This is a genomic window from Providencia rettgeri, assembly GCF_023205015.1.
GTDB classification, from domain to species: domain Bacteria; phylum Pseudomonadota; class Gammaproteobacteria; order Enterobacterales; family Enterobacteriaceae; genus Providencia; species Providencia rettgeri_E.
Window position 1 is genome coordinate 2,193,828 of record NZ_CP096258.1, and the last position, 20,359, is coordinate 2,214,186.

The 20,359-nt window shown below is 39.0% G+C and carries 14 protein-coding genes; 9 read left to right on the forward strand and 5 right to left on the reverse strand.

All coding sequences use genetic code 11. From position 1 onward, the window contains the following. Window positions 1-154: 154 nt before the first annotated feature. A complete protein-coding gene (hrpA, locus tag M0M83_RS10105; protein WP_248468388.1) occupies window positions 155-4,054 on the forward strand; it encodes an ATP-dependent RNA helicase HrpA in 3,900 nt (1,299 codons plus the stop codon). 276 nt (window positions 4,055-4,330) lie between these two features. Here the strand turns inward: hrpA and M0M83_RS10110 are convergent, their stop codons facing one another. Both M0M83_RS10110 and ydgH read right to left on the reverse strand, forming a co-directional pair. Then, window positions 4,331-5,671 (reverse strand): basic amino acid/polyamine antiporter, encoded by a 1,341-nt coding sequence (locus M0M83_RS10110; protein WP_423811142.1) that lies wholly within the window; start codon window positions 5,669-5,671, stop codon window positions 4,331-4,333. Window positions 5,672-6,023: 352 nt separating this feature from the next. Next, window positions 6,024-6,974: a DUF1471 family protein YdgH gene (gene ydgH / locus M0M83_RS10115; RefSeq protein WP_125894788.1), complete on the reverse strand. Its 951-nt coding sequence runs from the start codon at window positions 6,972-6,974 to the stop codon at window positions 6,024-6,026. Between the two features lie 385 nt (window positions 6,975-7,359). Here ydgH and pntA point away from each other — a divergent pair, with 385 nt between their 5' ends. Both pntA and pntB read left to right on the forward strand, forming a co-directional pair. Further along, a complete protein-coding gene (pntA, locus tag M0M83_RS10120; RefSeq protein ID WP_125894786.1) occupies window positions 7,360-8,889 on the forward strand; it encodes a Re/Si-specific NAD(P)(+) transhydrogenase subunit alpha in 1,530 nt (509 codons plus the stop codon). A gap of 13 nt (window positions 8,890-8,902) precedes the next feature. Then, window positions 8,903-10,291 (forward strand): Re/Si-specific NAD(P)(+) transhydrogenase subunit beta, encoded by a 1,389-nt coding sequence (pntB, locus tag M0M83_RS10125; protein ID WP_248468442.1) that lies wholly within the window; start codon window positions 8,903-8,905, stop codon window positions 10,289-10,291. Window positions 10,292-10,422: 131 nt separating this feature from the next. On the opposite strand, the gene M0M83_RS10130 is transcribed toward pntB, so the two are convergent. Beyond that, window positions 10,423-11,619: an MFS transporter gene (locus M0M83_RS10130; protein WP_248468390.1), complete on the reverse strand. Its 1,197-nt coding sequence runs from the start codon at window positions 11,617-11,619 to the stop codon at window positions 10,423-10,425. 169 nt (window positions 11,620-11,788) lie between these two features. Here M0M83_RS10130 and M0M83_RS10135 point away from each other — a divergent pair, with 169 nt between their 5' ends. After that, the gene (locus M0M83_RS10135; protein WP_004254827.1) at window positions 11,789-12,412 is read left to right on the forward strand and encodes a TetR/AcrR family transcriptional regulator; all 624 of its coding nucleotides are present in this window, start codon (window positions 11,789-11,791) and stop codon (window positions 12,410-12,412) included. A gap of 70 nt (window positions 12,413-12,482) precedes the next feature. Here M0M83_RS10135 and uspE read toward each other — a convergent pair whose 3' ends face one another. After that, complete coding sequence (gene uspE / locus M0M83_RS10140; RefSeq protein WP_125894780.1) at window positions 12,483-13,430, reverse strand: universal stress protein UspE; 948 nt, start codon at window positions 13,428-13,430, stop codon at window positions 12,483-12,485. A gap of 125 nt (window positions 13,431-13,555) precedes the next feature. Beyond that, window positions 13,556-14,311, reverse strand: coding sequence for an FNR family transcription factor (locus M0M83_RS10145; RefSeq protein WP_248468391.1), 756 nt, complete (start codon window positions 14,309-14,311; stop codon window positions 13,556-13,558). A 364-nt stretch (window positions 14,312-14,675) separates the two neighbouring features. Between M0M83_RS10145 and M0M83_RS10150 the strand changes: the two genes are divergently transcribed. From M0M83_RS10150 to M0M83_RS10170, 5 genes are all read left to right on the forward strand, one after another. Next, window positions 14,676-15,686, forward strand: coding sequence for an NAD(P)H-quinone oxidoreductase (locus M0M83_RS10150; RefSeq protein WP_213912762.1), 1,011 nt, complete (start codon window positions 14,676-14,678; stop codon window positions 15,684-15,686). A 402-nt stretch (window positions 15,687-16,088) separates the two neighbouring features. Then, window positions 16,089-18,029, forward strand: coding sequence for a pyridoxal phosphate-dependent decarboxylase family protein (locus M0M83_RS10155; protein WP_248468443.1), 1,941 nt, complete (start codon window positions 16,089-16,091; stop codon window positions 18,027-18,029). 20 nt (window positions 18,030-18,049) lie between these two features. Continuing rightward, the gene (gene tyrP, locus M0M83_RS10160) at window positions 18,050-19,258 is read left to right on the forward strand and encodes a tyrosine transporter TyrP (protein ID WP_125894384.1); all 1,209 of its coding nucleotides are present in this window, start codon (window positions 18,050-18,052) and stop codon (window positions 19,256-19,258) included. Between the two features lie 270 nt (window positions 19,259-19,528). Then, the gene (locus M0M83_RS10165; RefSeq protein WP_125894386.1) at window positions 19,529-20,071 is read left to right on the forward strand and encodes a PadR family transcriptional regulator; all 543 of its coding nucleotides are present in this window, start codon (window positions 19,529-19,531) and stop codon (window positions 20,069-20,071) included. Between the two features lies 1 nt (window position 20,072). Beyond that, on the forward strand, window positions 20,073-20,276 hold the full coding sequence (locus M0M83_RS10170; protein ID WP_125894388.1) for a DEAD/DEAH box helicase: 204 nt from the start codon (window positions 20,073-20,075) through the stop codon (window positions 20,274-20,276). The last annotated feature ends 83 nt before the right edge of the window (window positions 20,277-20,359 follow it).

Sequence of the window (20,359 nt, forward strand, 5' to 3'; positions counted from 1 at the left end):
ATAGGAAAAAAATTAGATAGCCTTCTTCAAAAAAATTGATGGTATTTTTATGTGATAACAACAATTAAAAATAAAAACAAAATTTAGCCCTCACAAATTGCGAAGTGGATTGGCTAGCGTGCATTGAAATTTATTAAAGATAAGGATTTAACAGGTGAAATCCATACTGACAGCATTAACCGCTGATATTGGACAAACTTCATTACGTGACCAATGGTTACTGAAAAAAAGAGTGCAAGGTATTGCAAAGATCCAGAACGAAAAATCGCGCTCTGCGGTACTTGACGCTATTAAAATAGATATTGAGAAAGCCAAACAAAGAGTTGAACTTAAACGATTAAACTCACCTAAAATTGTATATCCAGATAATTTACCAGTTAGCCAGAAAAAAGACGTTATTTTAGATGCCATTAAAAAGCATCAAGTTGTTATTATTGCAGGTGAAACTGGATCAGGTAAAACAACGCAGATCCCAAAAATTTGCCTTGAACTTGGCAGAGGGGTTCTAGGGTTTATTGGGCATACTCAACCAAGACGGTTAGCTGCACGTTCAGTCGCAACACGTCTTGCTCAAGAGCTTGAATGTGAATTAGGTTCAAATGTTGGTTATAAAGTCCGTTTTAGTGACCAAGTGAGTGAAACGACTCAAGTCAAATTGATGACTGATGGTATCTTGCTTGCAGAATTACAAAATGACAAATTGCTGTTGCAATATGACACTATTATTATCGATGAGGCTCACGAAAGAAGCCTTAATATCGACTTTATTTTAGGTTACTTGCGTCAATTATTACCGAGACGCCCTGATTTAAAAGTGATTATTACATCGGCAACCATTGACCCTGAGCGTTTTTCGAAGCACTTTAGTCACGCTCCGATTGTTGAAGTATCTGGGCGAACTTATCCCGTTGAAGTTCGTTATCGCCCTATTATTGGAGAGCAAAACGATAGTGACCGTGACCAAATTGATGGGATCATAGATGCGGTAAATGAACTGTCGGTTGAAGGTAATGGCGATATACTGATTTTTATGAGCGGTGAGCGGGAGATCCGTGATACTGCCGATGCGTTATCAAAACTTTCTTTACGCCACACTGAAATATTACCTCTCTTCGCAAGGCTTTCTAATAGTGAGCAAAATCGCATATTCCATCCTCATGGGGGGCGGCGGATCATTCTTGCAACAAACGTAGCAGAAACATCATTAACTGTACCGGGTATCAAATATGTTATTGATACTGGCTATGCGCGTATTAGTCGTTATAGCTACCGTACTAAAGTGCAACGCCTACCTGTTGAAGCTATCTCTCAGGCTTCAGCTAACCAACGTAAAGGGCGCTGTGGCCGTGTTTCTGATGGGATTTGTATTCGTTTATACTCAGAAGATGACTTTCTATCACGTCCAGAGTTCACGGACCCAGAAATTTTACGGACGAATTTGGCATCAGTTATATTACAAATGACTTCTATTGGTCTTGGTGATATCTCTGCATTTCCATTTGTGGAGGCTCCTGATAAACGTAACATCCAAGATGGTGTGAAATTACTGGAAGAGCTAGGTGCAATTAAGTCCCATAAACAGGCAGATAAAGGCTATCAATTAACGGATACCGGTAGGCAGCTTGCCCAGCTTCCTGTAGATCCAAGGCTTGCTCGGATGGTGATTGAAGCACGTAAACATGGTGCAGTACGTGAGACAATGGTGATTGTTTCTGCATTATCAATTCAAGACCCGAGAGAGAGGCCATTAGAGAAACAGCAAGCTGCTGATGAAAAACATCGGCGTTTCCATGATAAACAATCAGATTTCTTAGCCTTTTTAAACCTTTGGGATTACTTAAAGGAACAACAAACACAGCTTTCTAACGCCCAATTTAGAAAAATGTGTCGCCAAGACTTTCTCAATTACTTACGTATTCGAGAATGGCAAGATTTGTATACCCAATTGCGGCAAGTGGTGAAAGAACAAGGTTTTGCCATTAATAGCTCTGAGGCTGATTTTCGGAGTATTCACGTTTCGTTATTGGCTGGCTTGCTTTCACATATTGGCCAAAAAGACGCGGATAAACACGAGTTCACTGGGGCTAGAAATGCACGTTTTACTATTTTTCCAGGGTCGGGTCTGTTTAAAAAACCACCAAAATGGGCAATGGTCGCGGAACTTGTTGAGACATCGAAATTATGGGGAAGAATTGCCGCATCCATCGATGTTGAGTGGGTTGAACCTTTAGCTGAACATTTAACTAAACATAGTTATAGTGAGCCTCATTGGTCAAAATCTGAAGGTGCGGTAATGGCATCAGAAAAAGTGACGCTATATGGGCTACCTATTGTTGCATCAAGGCAGGTTAATTATGGAAATATTGACCCATTACTGTGCCGTGAATTGTTTATTCGTCATGCATTAGTTGAAGGGGATTGGGTTACTCGTCACGCATTCTTTAAAGAAAATCTGAAGTTATTATCTGAAGTTGAAGATTTGGAGCATAAGTCACGTCGGCGAGACATTTTAGTTGATGATGAAACATTATTTGCATTTTATGACCAACGGATCCCGAATGATGTGATTTCCTCCCGTCATTTTGATAATTGGTGGAAAACGGCATCTAAGCAACAATCGGACTTGTTAAGCTTTGAAAAAAGCATGCTGATTAAAGATGACGCCAGTAATGTTTCAGCACTTGATTATCCTAACTATTGGCATCAAGGGGATTTAAAATTTCGCTTGAGTTACCAATTTGAACCTGGAACTGATGCTGATGGTGTGACAGTACATATACCTCTTGCTGTATTAAATCAGGTTCAGAATATTGGCTTTGAATGGCAAGTTCCTGGTTTGCGTCATGAGCTAATCGTTGCTTTAATTAAATCGTTACCTAAACCAATTAGACGAAATTTTGTCCCTGCACCTAATTATGCTTCTGCATTTTTAGAACGAGTGCCAGAGCCTGAAGGGAGTGTATTAGATAAACTTGAACGTGAATTACGTCGTATGACAGGTGTGACTGTTGAACGTGATTTATGGCAATTAGAGCAGCTCCCAGCTCATTTGAAAATGACGTATCGTGTTGTGGGCGACAAAAATAAAACTGTTGCGGAAGGGCAAAACCTTGATGAGTTAAAAAATAGCTTAAAAGAAAAAGTGCAAGAAACGTTGTCTGAAGTTGTGGATGATGGCATTGAGCAACACGGGTTACATATTTGGAGTTTTGGTGAATTACCTCAACGTTATGAGCAAAAAAGGGGGGGATATTCCGTTAAGGCTTACCCTGCATTAGTTGATGAAAGAAATAGCGTAGGTATCAAGGTATTTGAAACGGAACTGGAACAACAGCAAGCAATGTGGGCCGGAGTACGTCGATTGTTGCTGTTAAATATTCCATCGCCAATTAAGTATTTGCATGAAAAACTACCAAACAAATCAAAATTAGGTTTGTATTTTAACCCCTATGGCAAGGTATTAGAGTTAATTGATGACTGTATTGCTTGTGGTGTTGACCAATTAATTGCTAATTTTGGTGGTGCGGTTTGGAATGAAGTGCAGTTTGAAAAATTGAAAGAGTTTGCACGAGCAGAATTAAATGATGTGGTTGTTAATATTGCTAAGCAAGTTGAACAAATATTAACAGCGGTGTTTGCGATCAACAAACGTCTAAAAGGGCGGGTCGATTTTTCGATGGCAATAGCGTTATCGGATATAAAAACACAAATGTCGAATCTGGTGTTTAAAGGTTTTGTGACCACTCATGGTTGGAAACGCTTGCCTGATATTCTTCGTTATTTAAATGGGATAGAGCGGCGACTAGAAAAGCTGGCTATTGACCCTAACCGAGATCGTGCTCAAATGAGTAAAGTCGAGCATGTTCAGAATATGTGGCAACAATGGCTAGTAAAATTATCTCCGATTCAGAAAAATATGCCAGAAGTTCAAGAAATTCGCTGGATGATTGAAGAACTGCGAGTTAGCTTGTTTGCCCAACAGCTTGGAACGCCATATCCAATTTCGGATAAGCGAATTATGCAGGCGATGGAACAGTTGTCCCAACAACTGTAAGTATTATTTTGACTAATTGGCGCTTCACGTATTTTGTATGTGAAGCGTTTTTTATTTTTAGTTTAACTGGCGCTTTAGTTACAACATACAAGCAAGGGGGAATCATATGAGCACCGAAGATCGTACAACAGTAATTTTCACCAGTATAAGGGAAGAGAAATTGTAATAGGGGGTTAATACTAGAAGGTTATTGAGGTATTGAGTATGTGGAAAATAGGAAATTACAGTAAATAGGGCTTAAATTTACGCATCAAAATTAAGCCCTTTGGTACAAAGCTAAACAACCAAATAATAGAGTGCTGGAATAGCAGCGATAGCAATAGCATATGCCATGATTTTTTCAATCATCTTTAATGGTATTTGGTTGGTTTGCTGCTGGCGAGCATAGAAAAACACCAAAATACCGGGGGCATATAAAACGACAGATAATAGTAAATTAATTAACCCTGAAGCATAAATCAGCCATAGGCCATAAAGGCTAGCAATAGATCCAACAGCAAGTAATGCCTTATTATGACGTTCAAAAGCAACCTTGACTAAAAATGCACCGACTAGGAAATAGGGGACTAATATCATTTCAGAGGCGATAGTAAGTAATGTATTGTAATTACTTCCACTAAGCCAAATAAGAACCAAAGAGAGTTGTACTGCACCATTAGTGAGCCATAGAGACGAAGATGGCGCATCATTTTTATTTAGTTTGTTGAATATTTTAGGAAATGATTGATATTGTGCTGCGATATAAGGCACTTCAGCGGCCATAATAGTCCAACTTAAATAAGCACCACAAACAGAGATAATGAGGCCAGCCGCAATAATAATATCACCACTCGAACCAATTAAATCTATCATAAGAGGGGCCATGGATGGGTTTTTTATTTCTGCAAGCTCAGCTCTTGGCATGATCCCAAGAGAAAGTAAGGTAACGAGAATATAGATAATTAAAGCAGAACTCACAGCGAAAATTGTTGCTAAGCCAACATCTCGGCGGTTTTTTGCTCTAGCTGAAACAACAACGGCCCCTTCGATACCAATAAATACCCACAATGTAATCAACATAGTATCTTTGACTTGCTCCCAAACAGGAACGCCAAATTCGATACCGCTGAAATCTGCATTGAAAATATCAAGTCTAAAGGCCAAAAAAGCTAATACAATAAATAAGCCAAGGGGAACTAATTTTGCCATTGTAGCGAGTTTATTAATTCCAGCGGCTGTTTGTACTCCACGAAGCACTAAATAGTGAACAAACCAGAGAAGTATTGATTCTCCGATCAGTGCTTGCCATGTATTTCCATCACCAAAAATGATGTTATCAGGAGTATCAGTAAAAAAACTGATCGCGGCAAATACGATAACGAGATAAGACACATTGGCAACTACCGCACATAGCCAATACCCCCACGCAGAGCAAAAACCAATTAATTCCCCGAAACCGACTTTTGCATAAGTAAATATTCCACCGTCAAGGTCAGGGCGTATACGCGAAAGCAACAATAAGGCAAATGCCAAAAAGAGGATACCCACACCAGTAATGGACCAACCGATTATTAATGCGAGCGGGCTGGCGACTTCAGCCATATTTTGAGGGAGACTAAAAACACCGGCACCAACCATCGAGCTAAGAACTAGCGCCGTTAGAGCGGTAAGACTCAAAGTATTTTTCAAAGTAAATCCTGAACGTTCAGAAATCAAAAGTTAAAATGACGTTAAAATGCCATTACAATAATTAGTTTAACTAGAAGCCATAAAAAAAGTAGACAGAATGACTGCATGTTTTCAGTGTGTGGATTCTACGAACGAAATGACAGATATGCAATGGTAATGTATGCATTTTTTAAGGTGTTTTATGCACTTTGTTTGAAAAAAGAAGATGGATAGCGTGTAAAATGTGATTTAACGTAAATGAAGTGAATAAAAACAAAAAAACCAGCCGAGGAGGCTGGTTTTAGTATCACAGAATATTGGACTATTTAAACAAGTCAGCACTGATGGTGACACTTCCACCATTAGATTGCCATTCTCTTGTAATATGGAAATATTTAGCTCCTTTTGCTTCCGCACGTTTTGCTATTTGGTAACGTACTTCAGGCGTATTGGTGTAATATCCAGAGAATGTTATAGAGTCAAATGGAACCATTTGAGCCGCGGCTGTTTTGTTGACTTCTTCGATAACATAACCACTTGGCAGGGTTACACTAGTACGACCCGGTTGACTACTAGAGGTTTCAAAGAAGCGTCCGACTGCGGTTGTTGGTTCTTCAGAAGATGCAACACCAGGAATGCGAACTTTTTTAGCCGCTTCACCGCCTTCAGCTAATAGAGCACGGCCAGCGTCTGAATCAGCAGGAACCACTGCGTCTTCATTCAGTACTTGTCGCTTCGGCGCATCTTTCTTATAGATATAAGCTGTCGCTAGTGTGTTTCCGCCATCATTCATTGCGATATTACGAACCACATAGAACGAAGCTGCATTTTTCTCAAGGGCTTTTTTAGCAATAGCCTCATACAGATCCGGTTGGGAAGGATAGAAACCGCTTACCGTAACGGTATCAAAAGGCTCATATTCGGTTGCATCCGTTTTTGACATTTCCTCAACACCACCGAATACACGACGCTTCGGTGAATCAACTTCTGGTGCATCTTTTGCGTACACGTCTGCAACAACACGCATGTTGCCGCTATCACCTACATCATCAAGGCTTTGAATGTAAAAGGCATATGCCCCCATTTTATCAGCCCTACGGGAGACTGCATCGGATGCTTCATAAATAGCATTAAAGCGCCCGGTAACTGTTATACGCTCATAAGGTTTTAATTCAGTAGCCTGTTTTGGCGTCAATTCAACAGCCGCCTGAGTAGCAGTTATACTAGTTAATGACAGCACCGCGGCTGCGATGACCGTAGTTTTCAGCTTCATACAAAATCCTTCCGCCTTGCGCAATTTATTATAAACATGCTGAATCTTAGTTGTATCACATGTACGTGATTATTACACGTAACAGAACCCGTTGTCTCATGATTTTCTTTTTATGAGAAATAAATATTTATTGACTAGTTAAATTTACCAGATTTTTTAAAGTATCCAGTATTTTATTGACCTAAAACTAAGATTTTCACAGCGAATTCCATTTACTGTCTAAGAATCGAGATCAATTATGGATCAGGACGCTTATTTTCAGTAGGTTATTAGAACATTAAAAATCTGTTTATGCACAAAATAAGACTTTTCTCTGTGATGATGGTCATTATTTTAGCAAACAGCCTATTAACAACATTACTTCAAGCATTAAAAAGGGAACATTATGCGTATTGGTATACCAAGAGAACGACTTGCCAATGAAGCGCGTGTTGCTGCTACGCCATCAACAGTGACTCAACTACTTAAGTTGGGTTTTTCTGTGTGTGTAGAGCAAAATGCGGGTCATTTAGCCAGTTTTGATGATGTAGCATATGAGCAAGTGGGTGCCGAAATCGTTGATCGTGACACTGCATTTGCTGCGGATATTGTTTTTAAAGTCAACGCACCTCTGGATGATGAAATTCCTTTGTTAAAAGAAGGAGCAACATTGGTGAGTTTCATTTGGCCGGCACAGAATGCTGAGCTAATGGAAGCTTTAAAAGCTAGGAATATTAACGTGATGGCGATGGATGCGGTACCACGTATTTCACGAGCTCAGTCGCTTGATGCGCTGAGTTCAATGGCAAATATTGCAGGTTACCGTGCAATTGTTGAAGCTGCTCATGAATTTGGCCGTTTCTTTACGGGGCAAATCACTGCGGCAGGTAAGGTGCCACCAGCGAAAGTTATGGTTATTGGTGCTGGGGTTGCTGGCCTTGCTGCAATTGGTGCTGCGGGTAGCTTGGGCGCCATTGTACGAGCCTTTGATACTCGGCCTGAGGTAAAAGAACAGGTTCAGAGTATGGGTGCTGAATTTCTTGAGCTCGATTTCAAGGAAGAGGCTGGCAGTGGCGATGGTTACGCCAAAGTGATGTCAGAAGCATTTATAAAAGCGGAGATGGAACTGTTCGCTGCACAGGCGAAAGAAGTCGACATTATTGTGACCACGGCACTGATTCCAGGCAAACCAGCGCCTAAATTGATTACCAAGGAAATGGTTGAATCAATGAAGCCGGGAAGTGTGGTTGTCGACTTAGCGGCTCAAACGGGTGGTAACTGCGAATTAACCCAAGCTGACAAATTAGTCGTGACCGACAATGGTGTGAAAATTATTGGTTACACAGATTTGCCAAGCCGTTTGCCAACACAATCATCCCAGTTATATGGCACCAACCTTGTTAACCTGATGAAACTACTGTGCAAAGAAAAAGATGGCGAAATTAATATTGATTTCGACGATTTGGTTATTCGCGGTGTTACGGTGATTAAACAAGGTGAAATCACGTGGCCAGCGCCCCCAATTCAGGTATCTGCTCAGCCGCAGGCGAAACCGCAAGCGGTGGAAAAAGTTAAAGCGCCTGAGAAAAAGATGTCACCGACGGTAAAATATGGCTTGATGGCATTAGCTATCATCTTGTTTGGTTGGTTCGCTAATTCAGCGCCAAAAGAGTTTTTATCGCACTTTACTGTATTTGCATTAGCTTGTGTGGTTGGTTATTACGTGGTGTGGAATGTGACTCATGCATTACATACACCGTTAATGTCAGTCACTAATGCTATTTCAGGGATCATCGTCGTGGGCGCCTTGCTTCAGATTGGAAGCGGTGGCTGGGTAAGCTTCTTATCCTTTATCGCCATATTGATCGCGAGTATCAATATTTTCGGTGGGTTTACTGTAACTCAACGCATGTTAAAAATGTTTCGTAAAGGATAAGGGGTAACTTATGTTGTCGAGTGGAATTGTGACAGCAGCTTACATAGTTGCTGCTATCCTGTTTATTTTCAGCCTTGCAGGGCTATCACGTCATGAAAGCTCCCAACGAGGGAATACTTACGGCATCATCGGGATGGCTATTGCATTGATAGCCACTATTTTAGGTCCTGACAGTGCTAATGTGGGCTGGATGATCGTTGCGATGGTTATTGGTGCGGTTATCGGTATTCGCTTAGCGAAAAAAGTTGAAATGACAGAAATGCCTGAACTGGTGGCTATTTTACATAGCTTCGTCGGTTTAGCTGCAGTTTTGGTTGGTTTTAACAGTTTTATTGCAAGTGAAGGGCACGCTGATGTTGTTATGGAAAACATTCATTTAACTGAAGTTTTCTTGGGGATTTTCATTGGTGCAGTTACCTTTACAGGTTCAGTGGTCGCTTATGGTAAATTATCAGGGAAAATGTCATCAAAACCGATGATGTTACCTAATCGCCATAAACTGAATTTAGCGGCGTTAGTTGTTTCATTTATTCTGTTAGTCATTTTCGTTAAAACAGAAAGTGTCGGCTTACAAGTCTTCTTGATGCTCATCATGACAGCGATTGCTTTAGTTTTTGGCTGGCATTTAGTGGCATCAATTGGTGGCGCGGACATGCCTGTGGTTGTTTCAATGCTGAACTCGTATTCAGGTTGGGCTGCTGCAGCTGCAGGTTTCATGTTAAGTAATGACTTGCTGATCGTCACAGGGGCATTGGTCGGTTCTTCAGGTGCGATTCTGTCTTATATTATGTGTAAGGCGATGAACCGTTCATTTATCAGTGTCATTGCAGGAGGCTTCGGTACAGATGGCTCTTCAACAGGCTCTGAGGAAGAAATGGGCGAATACCGTGAAATTACAGCAGAGGAAGTCGCTGAAATGTTGAAAAACTCAACATCAGTGATAATCACTCCGGGCTATGGTATGGCCGTGGCACAAGCACAATACCCTGTGGCAGATATTACGACTAAATTACGTGAGCGTGGTATCAATGTGCGTTTTGGTATTCACCCTGTTGCTGGGCGTTTGCCAGGGCATATGAATGTCTTACTCGCAGAAGCTAAAGTGCCTTACGATGTCGTATTAGAAATGGATGAAATCAATGATGATTTCTCTGATACCGATACTGTACTTGTCATTGGTGCTAACGATACGGTTAACCCAGCGGCTCAAGATGACCCAAATAGCCCAATTGCAGGTATGCCAGTTCTTGAAGTTTGGAAAGCAAGCAATGTCATTGTATTTAAACGTTCAATGAATACGGGCTATGCTGGGGTACAAAACCCATTATTCTTCAAAGAAAATACACAGATGTTGTTTGGTGATGCGAAAGATAGCGTCGATGCAATCTTACGTGCATTGTAATTTAATGAGTCACTAATTCATTTAAAAATAATTAGTAAAGTAAATAAGAAGGGGGGATTGGTTAATTCCAATCACCCCTTCTTGATATTTGAGAGCTAAATCAATTCATATGATGCAGTCTTATAAACGCATCATTTGAGGCAAAATCGTGCACAATTGGTTAGCCCTCGAGCAAAAGTAAACACTAATAAAAACGCAAATGCAGATATAGTCAGCATGCTCATCATGAGAACTCCGCCATTGAAATGGTCCATGACGTATCCTCCCACTAGACTACCAATGGTAATTAGAATTAAAAACATAAAGGTAATAAGGGCGGAACCTTTTTCGGTTAATTCTGGAACATGAACGTGCATCCACATATTGATTGTTGCAGGAACCATACCCGCAGCGATCCCCCATGAAGAAACGAATATGATACTGGTCGCCCAATTAAAATCTAAAACAGATAATGCGAGAAACGCTAAGGCTAATAAAAGTGCACTAATCGCGAAATTATAACGAACATTATATTTTCCGACATAACCCGCCAGTATATTGCCAACTACGCTGGCTACCCCAAAAAAGAGCAATAATGCTGAAATTTGTCCTTCGATAAAACCTGCGGTTTGTTTAAAGAACACCGTAAAATAATTATAGGCAGAGAAATGTGCTAAAAAAATCAGTGTGAATATAATTAACCCTTTACGTGCAATAGGGTGCGAAGGCATCAATAACAGTTCTTTCCATTGCATAGACGAAGAAGGTTTTAATGATGGTAAAGAGAAATATTGCATTAAAAATGCGACAGCACCTGCAATAACCAACGCAATATAAGGCATTCTCCAACCGTAGTTATCAGATAACCAAGCGCCTAGAGGTACTCCGAGCACGGTAACTAATGTGACGGCCGAAAAGAATATTGTTACGGATGTGGTAATTGACATATTTTTAGGTGCTAGACGTATTACTAAGCCTGCTGCAACTCCCCAAAAACCCCCTAGTGCAATTCCTAATGCGAATCTACCTAATAAAACTAAGCTAAAATTAGATGCGAAAGCCGTAATTGCATTAGCTAATATCATGAGAGCAACTAAGAAAAGTAAGACTTGGCGTCTATCAATATTTTTTGCATAGATGGGGACAAATAGAGAGGATGCCATACCTGCGATAGATGTGACAGTGACTGTAAGTCCTGCGGTACCTGTTGATATTTGAAAATCATAAGCGATGTTATTTAGCACACTAATGGCTAAAAACTCACCAGTAACAATAATGAAGCAAGCAAAAGTTGCAGATAATAGTGAAAGCCAGTTACCATTGTGCGAAGAAATATGAGTTGTTGTCATGCGCTTTCCATGAAAATTAAGTAGTTTACAAAAAAGAATGATTTTATAGTGATCGCTATAAAATCATGGCGCTATTGTTTATGTGAATTTAGGCGTTGTCAATTATTTTTATAATGATCACTATAAAATAGTTGTGGCATAGTGAATTGACTGCGAGTAAAGTGAGAATATGAATCAAATAAAACGCGGGCGGCCTAAAGGCTTTGACCAACAAGATGCACTAGCTAAAGCCATGCTATTGTTTTGGCGAAATGGCTATGTTGCAACCTCAATCAGCGATTTAACTCAAGAGCTAGGTATCACAGCGCCTAGCCTTTATTGTGCTTTTGGTGATAAAGCATCGTTGTTTAATCAATGTATTGATTATTATTTGATGAATGAAGCTTGTCCTATTTTGTCTATTGTAAAGCAAGCCAAAACAGCGAAAATTGCAATTGAATTGCTGATGTATGAAAGCGCTAAAAGGCTAATTCAGCCAAACAAGCCTGCAGGTTGTATGCTGATTACAGCGACAATGAATGGGTCAAAGCAAATCGAAGATGTGCAATTAAACGTCCAAGAAAAACGGAAAAGTTATCAGGAAATTTTACTGGCACGTATGCGTAAAGGTATTGATGATGGTGATGTTGCTCCAGATGCGCCGATTGAAGCTATCGTTGATTTTTATATAACGGTAATTGATGGTTTTACCATACAAGCTTGTGATGGAATTGATCTTGAAAGACTTAATCAAGTCATTTTTAATGCTATGCAAGCTTGGCCGATACTTAGTCAAAGTTCAGTTCAGCAATAACTTAACCATGATAAAATTAGGTCCCAATAACATAAATATTATTGGGACCTAATAAGTTTTAGATGATTAGCTAATCATCATCAGCAGGGTTAATAGGACAAACAAAACCGTCAGGTTTAATCGCTAATAAATCACATTTTAGCTTATCGATGACATGCTCCGCGGTATTCCCTAAGAAAGCCGCTGAAATGCCTGTACGGCCCAAAATACCCAGTACCACAACCCCAGCGTGCAATTCTTCACACATATCTGGAATAATTTTTTCAGGTAGGCCTTCACGGACATGGGTATATTTTTCATCAATCCCAAATTTTTGCCGTAACTCTTTCATGGCAATTAAATGTTGGCCGCGTAGTGCATTGTTATATAAGCTCGGATCGAAATCAGGTAACTCTATGGCAATATTCATAGGAGCAACAGGATACGCACTCACTAAATGGATTTCCTGTTCTTTAATAATACGCGTTGCTAAGTCTTTTGTTTTTTCGACCAGTTTGATATTGAGGTCATCGTGATAAGATTCCTCATTTGATAAGTTAACGGCGACAACCACGGAACCGTGATCAGGCCATACTTTGTCTTTTACCATCCAAACGGGAGCAGGGCATTTTCGGAGTAAATGCCAGTCTAGTGGGGTAAAAATAATCGACTCAAAATTATCGGTTTGATGTGCCATTTTCAGTAACAGGTCATGTTCACCATTTATTACTTCCTGAATAATGGCCTCATATGGCTTGTTATGCCAAATAACTTTAATTTCAATATCGATGCCCGCTTCAAGATAGAAATGAGCTTGCTGTTTGATCCAAGCCATTTTTTGGCTTATTACACCTTTACGCATGGCATTACGTTCTTCAGGCGAAAGTAATGTTGTCATATCATAGGAAAGGTCGTAAATAGGTAAAAACGCTTTTATCCGTCCACCATTACGCTGCACGATGTAGACAGCACGTCTTAATGCAGGTTGATCATCCTGATTTGGGTCAATTGCAACTAGCAGATTTTTATAGTTTGCCATATTGAAATCCTCTTGATACACGGATGTTTCCATATAGATAAACTATGATATTGAGATTAAATAGGCAAGAAATCTGGGAAAAAAAATGGAAACGGATCACTGATAACGTGATCCGTTTAGGGATATTAACATGTAATGGCTGAAACTTTACCTGCAATATCAGTCAGTTTTGTCATATCTTCGATAGTGATGTATTTACCTTTAACACTCAGCATGCCACTTTTTTGGAAACGACCTAAAAGGCGGCTAATGGTTTCAACGGTTAATCCAAGATAGTTACCGATATCCCCACGAGTCATGGTCAATCTAAATTCTCTTGGTGAAAAACCACGTTCTGCAAAGCGGTGGGACAAGTTAAGAATAAATGCAGCTAAACGTTCTTCTGCGTTCTTTTTGGATAATAAAAGGATCATTTCTTGATCGCCTTTAATTTCACCGCTCATTAAACGCATAATTTGCTGACGTAAATTAGGCATTTTGCCTGATAAATCGTCTAGAGTCTCAAATGGTATTTCACAAACCATTGAGGTTTCAAATGCTTGTGCAAAACTTGGGTGCTGTGTATGAATGATAGCATCAAAACCAACAAGGTCTCCAGCCAAGTGAAAACCGGTAATCTGCTCATCGCCTTCTTCGGTTATTGTATAGCTTTTTATTGTACCTGAGCGGATGGCATATAATGAACGCAATTCATCACCAGCTTTAAATAAAGCTTGGCCTTTTTGAATGGGTTTTTTGCGCTCGATGATATTATCAAGTTGATCCAGTTCATGTTCATTCAGCGTAAAAGGAATGCAAAGTTGGCTAATACTGCAGTCCTGGCAATGAATAGCACAACCACCAGACTGGATGCGACGAACAACTCTTTTTTCTGGGATCATATTTAAGGCTCAATCAAGTTAAAATTATTGATATGAGTCAATTTTAACATAAGATGATGCAACTGGTAAGTAGTAAAGTATGACAGAATCGACTTAATAAACAAAAAAGCCTATCAGAGAAACTGCAAGAGATTCGTGAATTTAGATGTTAATGCTAATTTAAAGAAAATTGTTAAATATAAAGTTTGATGTAGATTAAATTTCAACCTTTAAACGATAAAAAAATGACATGTAGTGCTATTGTGATTAATACTTAAATTAATGCTAATAAAGCACGAAATATTAAACTAATTAGCATTAATTTAACACGAAAATAAATTTATGAATATCAATTTTTCAAATTAACCTCAAAAAGGAGAATATAATGACACTTACTCAACAGTCTTTACCCACTTCAATGACGGTTGTTGACATTATAGAGCCTGGCGGGCCAGAAAAACTGCGATTAATTGATAAACCATTACCTAGAGTGTCTGCAGGATATTTGCTTGTTAAAGTGGAAGCTGCTGGAGTTAATCGCCCTGATATTTTTCAGCGTAAGGGATCTTACCCTCCACCGGCAGATGCATCACCGATTATGGGACTTGAAATCGCAGGAACGATTGTTGCCAAAGCGGATGATGTAGATGAATGGCAGTTAGGCGATAAGGTTTGTGGGCTGGTGGCTGGAGGAGGTTATGCAGAATATTGTTTAGTACATAAAAACATCGCATTACCATTAGGAAGTCTTTCTTTTATCGAAGGGGCTGCGATACCTGAAAATTTTTTTACTGTATGGGCAAATGTTTTTCAAATAGGAAAACTTAAGAGAGATGAAACTGTACTTATCCATGGTGGGACATCGGGTATTGGCAGTGTGGCGATCATGTTAGCGAAAGCTTTTGGTGCAAAAGTATTAACGACGGTTGGTTCTGAAGAAAAAGTGGATGCAGCAAAACGACTTGGTGCAGATTGTGTTATTAACTATAAAAAAGATGATTTTGTTGAGGCGACGCTTAATTACACTTCTTCTTTAGGTGTTGATATGGTTGTTGATATTATTGGTGGAGACTATGTCGCTAAAAATTATCAAGTTGCCGCGAAATGTGGGCGAATTATCCAAATTGGGATGATGAAAGGTAACCCTAAAGAGTTAAATATGATGCCTTTAATGGTAAAAAGACTAACTCATACAGGTTCAACTATGCGCTCTCGGACTATTGAAGAAAAAGCATTGATCGCCCAAGAACTGAGAAAACAAGTCTGGGGTTTGTTACAAAATAGTAAAATTAAACCTATCATTAACAAAACCTATGATTTATCACAGGTGAAAGATGCTCATAAGCATATGGAGTCTGGGGATCTTATTGGTAAGATAGTTTTACTAAACAGTTAGTTGACTCTACTTTTTATGGTTTTTACTATTTAAAAATAACTAAAACAGAATAGTAAAAACCGCATCCTCTATAACAATCTTTTTACATATTCAAGCTTTTTTAGCGTAAAAATCTCTTTACAGTTGACTAAATTTTGATTTTTTGTGCTTGCCCACAAATCAGAACGAAATTAGAAGGAGTTTGTTAATAATTTAATAGAGATCGATTATACCTATGAATAAGTTGGCCATTAACGGTTTGTTTATCAATAAATAATGTTTAAATGATATTTTTAAATGCATATCATTAATATATTGATATATCTTATAAACATAGTCCGTTATGCACTTTCCAATGATATTAAGTTAACTAACTTAAGTGCAATTAGCACGCGTTAATTGTAGTTTGAAGGTGTAGTAATGATGAATAATTTTAAAAACTCAAAAATAAATGTTGATGCATTATTTTTAGGTCCTAAATCTGAAAATGCTGTCTTTTTCAAAGAAATGATGGAGTATTCAGTTAGTGAACATATGCATTGGCGCTCTAGCTACCATCCTGAAGATCCTGAACTTATCTCTACCGTTGACCGTTATGCTCCCGAATACCGAGATACGCTTTATCGTACTGAAGGCATTCTTAATCAACTCTCTTCAAAATTAAAAACAACATCGGTTCCGTGGTTTTCTCCCCGTTATATGGGACATATGAATGCAGACACGTTGATGATTTCTAATTTGGCTTATGTCATGGCAATGATGTATAACCCCAATAATTGTGCACAAGAATCGTCACCAACGACAACGGTTTTGGAAATAGAAGCAGGGTTAGATTTATGTGCCATGTTTGGTTATGACGTACAACATGCTTGGGGGCATATTACATCTGGCGGAACGGTAGCTAACTACGAAGGGCTATGGGTAGCTAGAAATATTAAAACCCTTCCGTTGGCAATTATGCAACATCCGCAATCCCAAGATCTATTAAAGGATAAAACTGAAAAAGAGTTACTCAACCTCTCTGTTTCTGAGGTTTTAGATTTAATTGATGAATTAAAGAAACGGCACATTTTCGAAGAAATTCGTGATTTGACCTGCCGTGGTGTTGGAATAGAGCAAGGAAAACTCGGTAAGTTATTGGTACCGCAGTCTAAACACTATTCATGGATGAAAGCGATGGATATTCTTGGTTTAGGCCAACAGAATATTGTGCAACTACCCGTTGATGCAAGTTATCGAACGGATGTGCATAAAATGCGGGAAACCGTATTTGCATTGATTGAGCAAGGGGAGCCAATTTTAGCCGTAGTTGCCGTTGTTGGAACCACAGAGACTGGTGCAATAGACAATGTAAAAGAAGTCATTGAGCTACGACGTGAATGTGAAGAACGTTTTGGGGTTTCCTTCTATGTGCATATTGATGCCGCTTATGCGGGATACGCTTGCGCGATGTTTCGTGATGAAGAAAATCAATTTATGGAGTATGAGAACGTAATCCAACGTTATCATAGTGAAGGAATTTTTCCTGAAAACATGGTGTGGCCAAAGCGCGATGTTTATGAAAGCTTTAAAGCATTAAGCCAAGCTGACTCTATAACTGTTGATCCTCATAAAGTGGGGTTTATTCCGTATGCCGCAGGTGCAATCTGTATGAAGGATAAGCGGATTGTGGATTTAGTGTCTTATCATGCCGCATATGTATTTGAAGAAGTACAAGAAAAACAGCGTAAAACAGAAAAAGCGCAGAATGTATTACTTGGCTCTTCTATTATGGAAGGGTCAAAAGCAGGGGCAACTGCAGCAGCGGTATGGGCTGCACATCGTTTAGTCCCGTTAAATATTTTAGGGTATGGAAAAGTAATTGCGGCAGGGATCACCACAGCCAATTGGATGATTGACAAGATAAACCAATGTGAGCCCTTTATTATTGAAGAGCGCCAGTTTTCAATTATTGCGATGCCCAGACCGGACTTTCACATGATTAATTTTATGTTTCGTGAAATCGGTAACACATCTTTAGAAAAACAAAATCAATTAAATAAACGGTTATACGAATTATGTTCTTATGCCGCAGGTCGAAGTTATTCTAATGATTTTCTCACCTCATCAACCTCACTAACACATGAAGAGTATGGCGATAACCCACTGAGCTTATGCCGAGATGCACAGTTTTCTGATAATGAATGGCATAAAGTACGGTCAATTTATGTGCTACGGGCAGCGATAATGACGCATTGCTTGCGCGATAGGGCTCATTTTGAAACCTATTGGATGGAATTAAAAAATATTTTTGAAGACAAACTGCAACATCTCATTAATGAAGAAAATAAGTTAAATCATTCCAATTATAAAATTAAAATTTAATTACTTGTTAGGATCTCAATATGAAAAATCGCACACTTGGTAGTGTATTTATTGTTGCAGGTACTACGATTGGCGCAGGTATGTTAGCTATGCCTATCGCTGCCGCTGGTAATGGTTTTTTAGTGAGTTTGGCGATGTTATTAGTATTGTGGGCATTGATGTGTTACACGGCATTGCTTTTGGTTGAAGTTTACCAACATGAATCTCACGAAACTGGGATCGGTAGTGTTGCTCAACGGTACTTAGGGCCCAGCGGTAAATTTATTACAGGTTTCAGCATGATGTTCCTTATGTATGCATTGACAGCGGCTTATGTGAGTGGCGCAGGGGAAATTATTACTTCAAATTTAAAAAGTAGTTTTGCCATTGATATGGCTGATTGGATGGGAATTGTTGTATTTACCATTATTGGTGGGGGAGTTGTATGTTTTGGGACTTCATCAGTAGATTTTATCAACCGTATTTTATTTGCTGCGAAAATTGTTTTCTTAGTCATTATATTGGCGTTAATGATACCTCATGTTGAGCAACAGAATTTATTAGCAGCACCAACTGAAAAAGTCCTCATTTTATCGGCGATCCCCGTATTTTTTACCTCATTTGGTTTTCATGGCAGCGTTCCCAGTATCGTTAAATATATGGGGGGAGATGTCAAAAAACTCCGTGTTATCTTTATCATCGGCAGTGCTATCCCGTTAATCGCTTATATTTTATGGCAAATTGCAACATTAGGGAGTATTGGCACAACAACATTTGTTGGTATTCTGGCTGAAAACGCAGGGCTTAATGGGTTGCTCGATGCAATTAAGGATGTAGCTCAATCAGGAAAAACAGAATTAATCGCACAGATGTTCATGAGTTTGGCTTTAGCAACTTCTTTCCTTGGAGTCGCTTTGGGGTTATTTGACTTTTTAGCTGATTTATTTAAACGCCAAGATAACGCCTCTGGGCGCATACAAACGGGGTTACTCACCTTTGGACCACCGCTAGTTTTTGCCTTATTTTATCCGAAAGGGTTTGTGATGGCGTTAGGGTATGCTGCGATTGCACTTTCAATACTGGCCTTATTGTTGCCTAGCGCAATGGCATTCAAATCAAGATCATTAAATCAACGGAAATATCAAGTATTGGGGGGTGGGTTAGGCCTATCATTGGTATTTATTTGTGGAATTATCGTTATTGGTGTTCAGTTAGGGATTGTCTTCAACATATTACCAAATATTGGTTAATAGAATACATGTATACCAGCCAGCCATCTCTTGATGGCTGGCTCAATTCCTAAAAGCCTTTCCTAAATTTACTGCATAATTTACTCAGCTAGACAATTTACCGCACATTTTTACTGTTGTATCGACAGTTAGTCGGTATAATCCATATAAGAATGATTATCATTAGCACGTTATGCACAAAACAGATATATCTAAAGCTAGCATTTTCTGTAAAAGTAACTATTATATTAGATATATCGGTTTTAGTACGAATAACCACTGAGAATTTTAATGGCAAGTGAACAACAACTAGACCCGTGTTTGTGTAACGGTAAAAGTGTTAGCCGTATGTTTAACCCTAAACAGTTGAGGATTTATATCCTGCATCTACTGACAGGGGGAATTAATTACGGCTATGAGCTAATAAAAAAAATTGCAGAAGAGACTGCAGGTTTTTATTGCCCAAGCCCAGGGGTGATATATCCAACTCTGACGTTGCTAGAGGAGTTAGGGTTTATTTCAGCAGGTAAAGATAATGGAAAAGGGCGAAAGTGTTATGTTATTACACCTGAAGGCCGCTGTTTTTTATTACTCAAGGCTGAAATATTGGCAGAAGTTCAACTAAAATTAAAATATGCACAGGAATTAAAAGCAGGTAATCAATTTGCAAATGAAATTGAATGTGCTGTAGACAAATTTAAGTCATTGTTAAGACACCAAATCGTGATACAACAGTTGACGAAAGAAGAGACAACAAGAGTCGTTGAGATCATTAACCGAGCAGTGGAACGAATAGAGCAAGTCAATGCCGTGTTAGTGGCAGAGGAAAAATAAAATGGCTAAAACGAATGATATTATACAAGCAAAAGAGCGTTTATATATGAAAGAAACAAGTAAAATACCACAAACTGACGTCCCGGTTTCATCTGAAAATGAACAGCCTGTAAATACGAATAAAGATGTTAAGTTTAAAGAGGTTGTATGTCCGAGTGTCCCAACTTCATATTTTAAGCGAGCTAAGAAACAAAAAATAAAATAACAATTTGGATAGTTTACAAAATCTTTATTCACATAAAATGCATAAAGAATAAACTTTGTTTATTTTCATTATTGGTAAATAAC

Bases quoted from the DNA above. Each gene is read 5' to 3' on its own strand.
- M0M83_RS10110 (WP_423811142.1), bottom strand. From the start codon at position 5,671: ATGGTTGGTGCCGGTGTTTTTAGTCTCCCTCAAAATATGGCTGAAGTC.
- ydgH (WP_125894788.1), bottom strand. From the start codon at position 6,974: ATGAAGCTGAAAACTACGGTCATCGCAGCCGCGGTGCTGTCATTAACT.
- pntA (WP_125894786.1), top strand. From the start codon at position 7,360: ATGCGTATTGGTATACCAAGAGAACGACTTGCCAATGAAGCGCGTGTT.
- M0M83_RS10130 (WP_248468390.1), bottom strand. From the start codon at position 11,619: ATGACAACAACTCATATTTCTTCGCACAATGGTAACTGGCTTTCACTA.
- M0M83_RS10135 (WP_004254827.1), top strand. From the start codon at position 11,789: ATGAATCAAATAAAACGCGGGCGGCCTAAAGGCTTTGACCAACAAGAT.
- uspE (WP_125894780.1), bottom strand. From the start codon at position 13,430: ATGGCAAACTATAAAAATCTGCTAGTTGCAATTGACCCAAATCAGGAT.
- M0M83_RS10145 (WP_248468391.1), bottom strand. From the start codon at position 14,311: ATGATCCCAGAAAAAAGAGTTGTTCGTCGCATCCAGTCTGGTGGTTGT.
- M0M83_RS10150 (WP_213912762.1), top strand. From the start codon at position 14,676: ATGACACTTACTCAACAGTCTTTACCCACTTCAATGACGGTTGTTGAC.
- M0M83_RS10155 (WP_248468443.1), top strand. From the start codon at position 16,089: ATGAATAATTTTAAAAACTCAAAAATAAATGTTGATGCATTATTTTTA.
- tyrP (WP_125894384.1), top strand. From the start codon at position 18,050: ATGAAAAATCGCACACTTGGTAGTGTATTTATTGTTGCAGGTACTACG.
- M0M83_RS10165 (WP_125894386.1), top strand. From the start codon at position 19,529: ATGGCAAGTGAACAACAACTAGACCCGTGTTTGTGTAACGGTAAAAGT.
- M0M83_RS10170 (WP_125894388.1), top strand. From the start codon at position 20,073: ATGGCTAAAACGAATGATATTATACAAGCAAAAGAGCGTTTATATATG.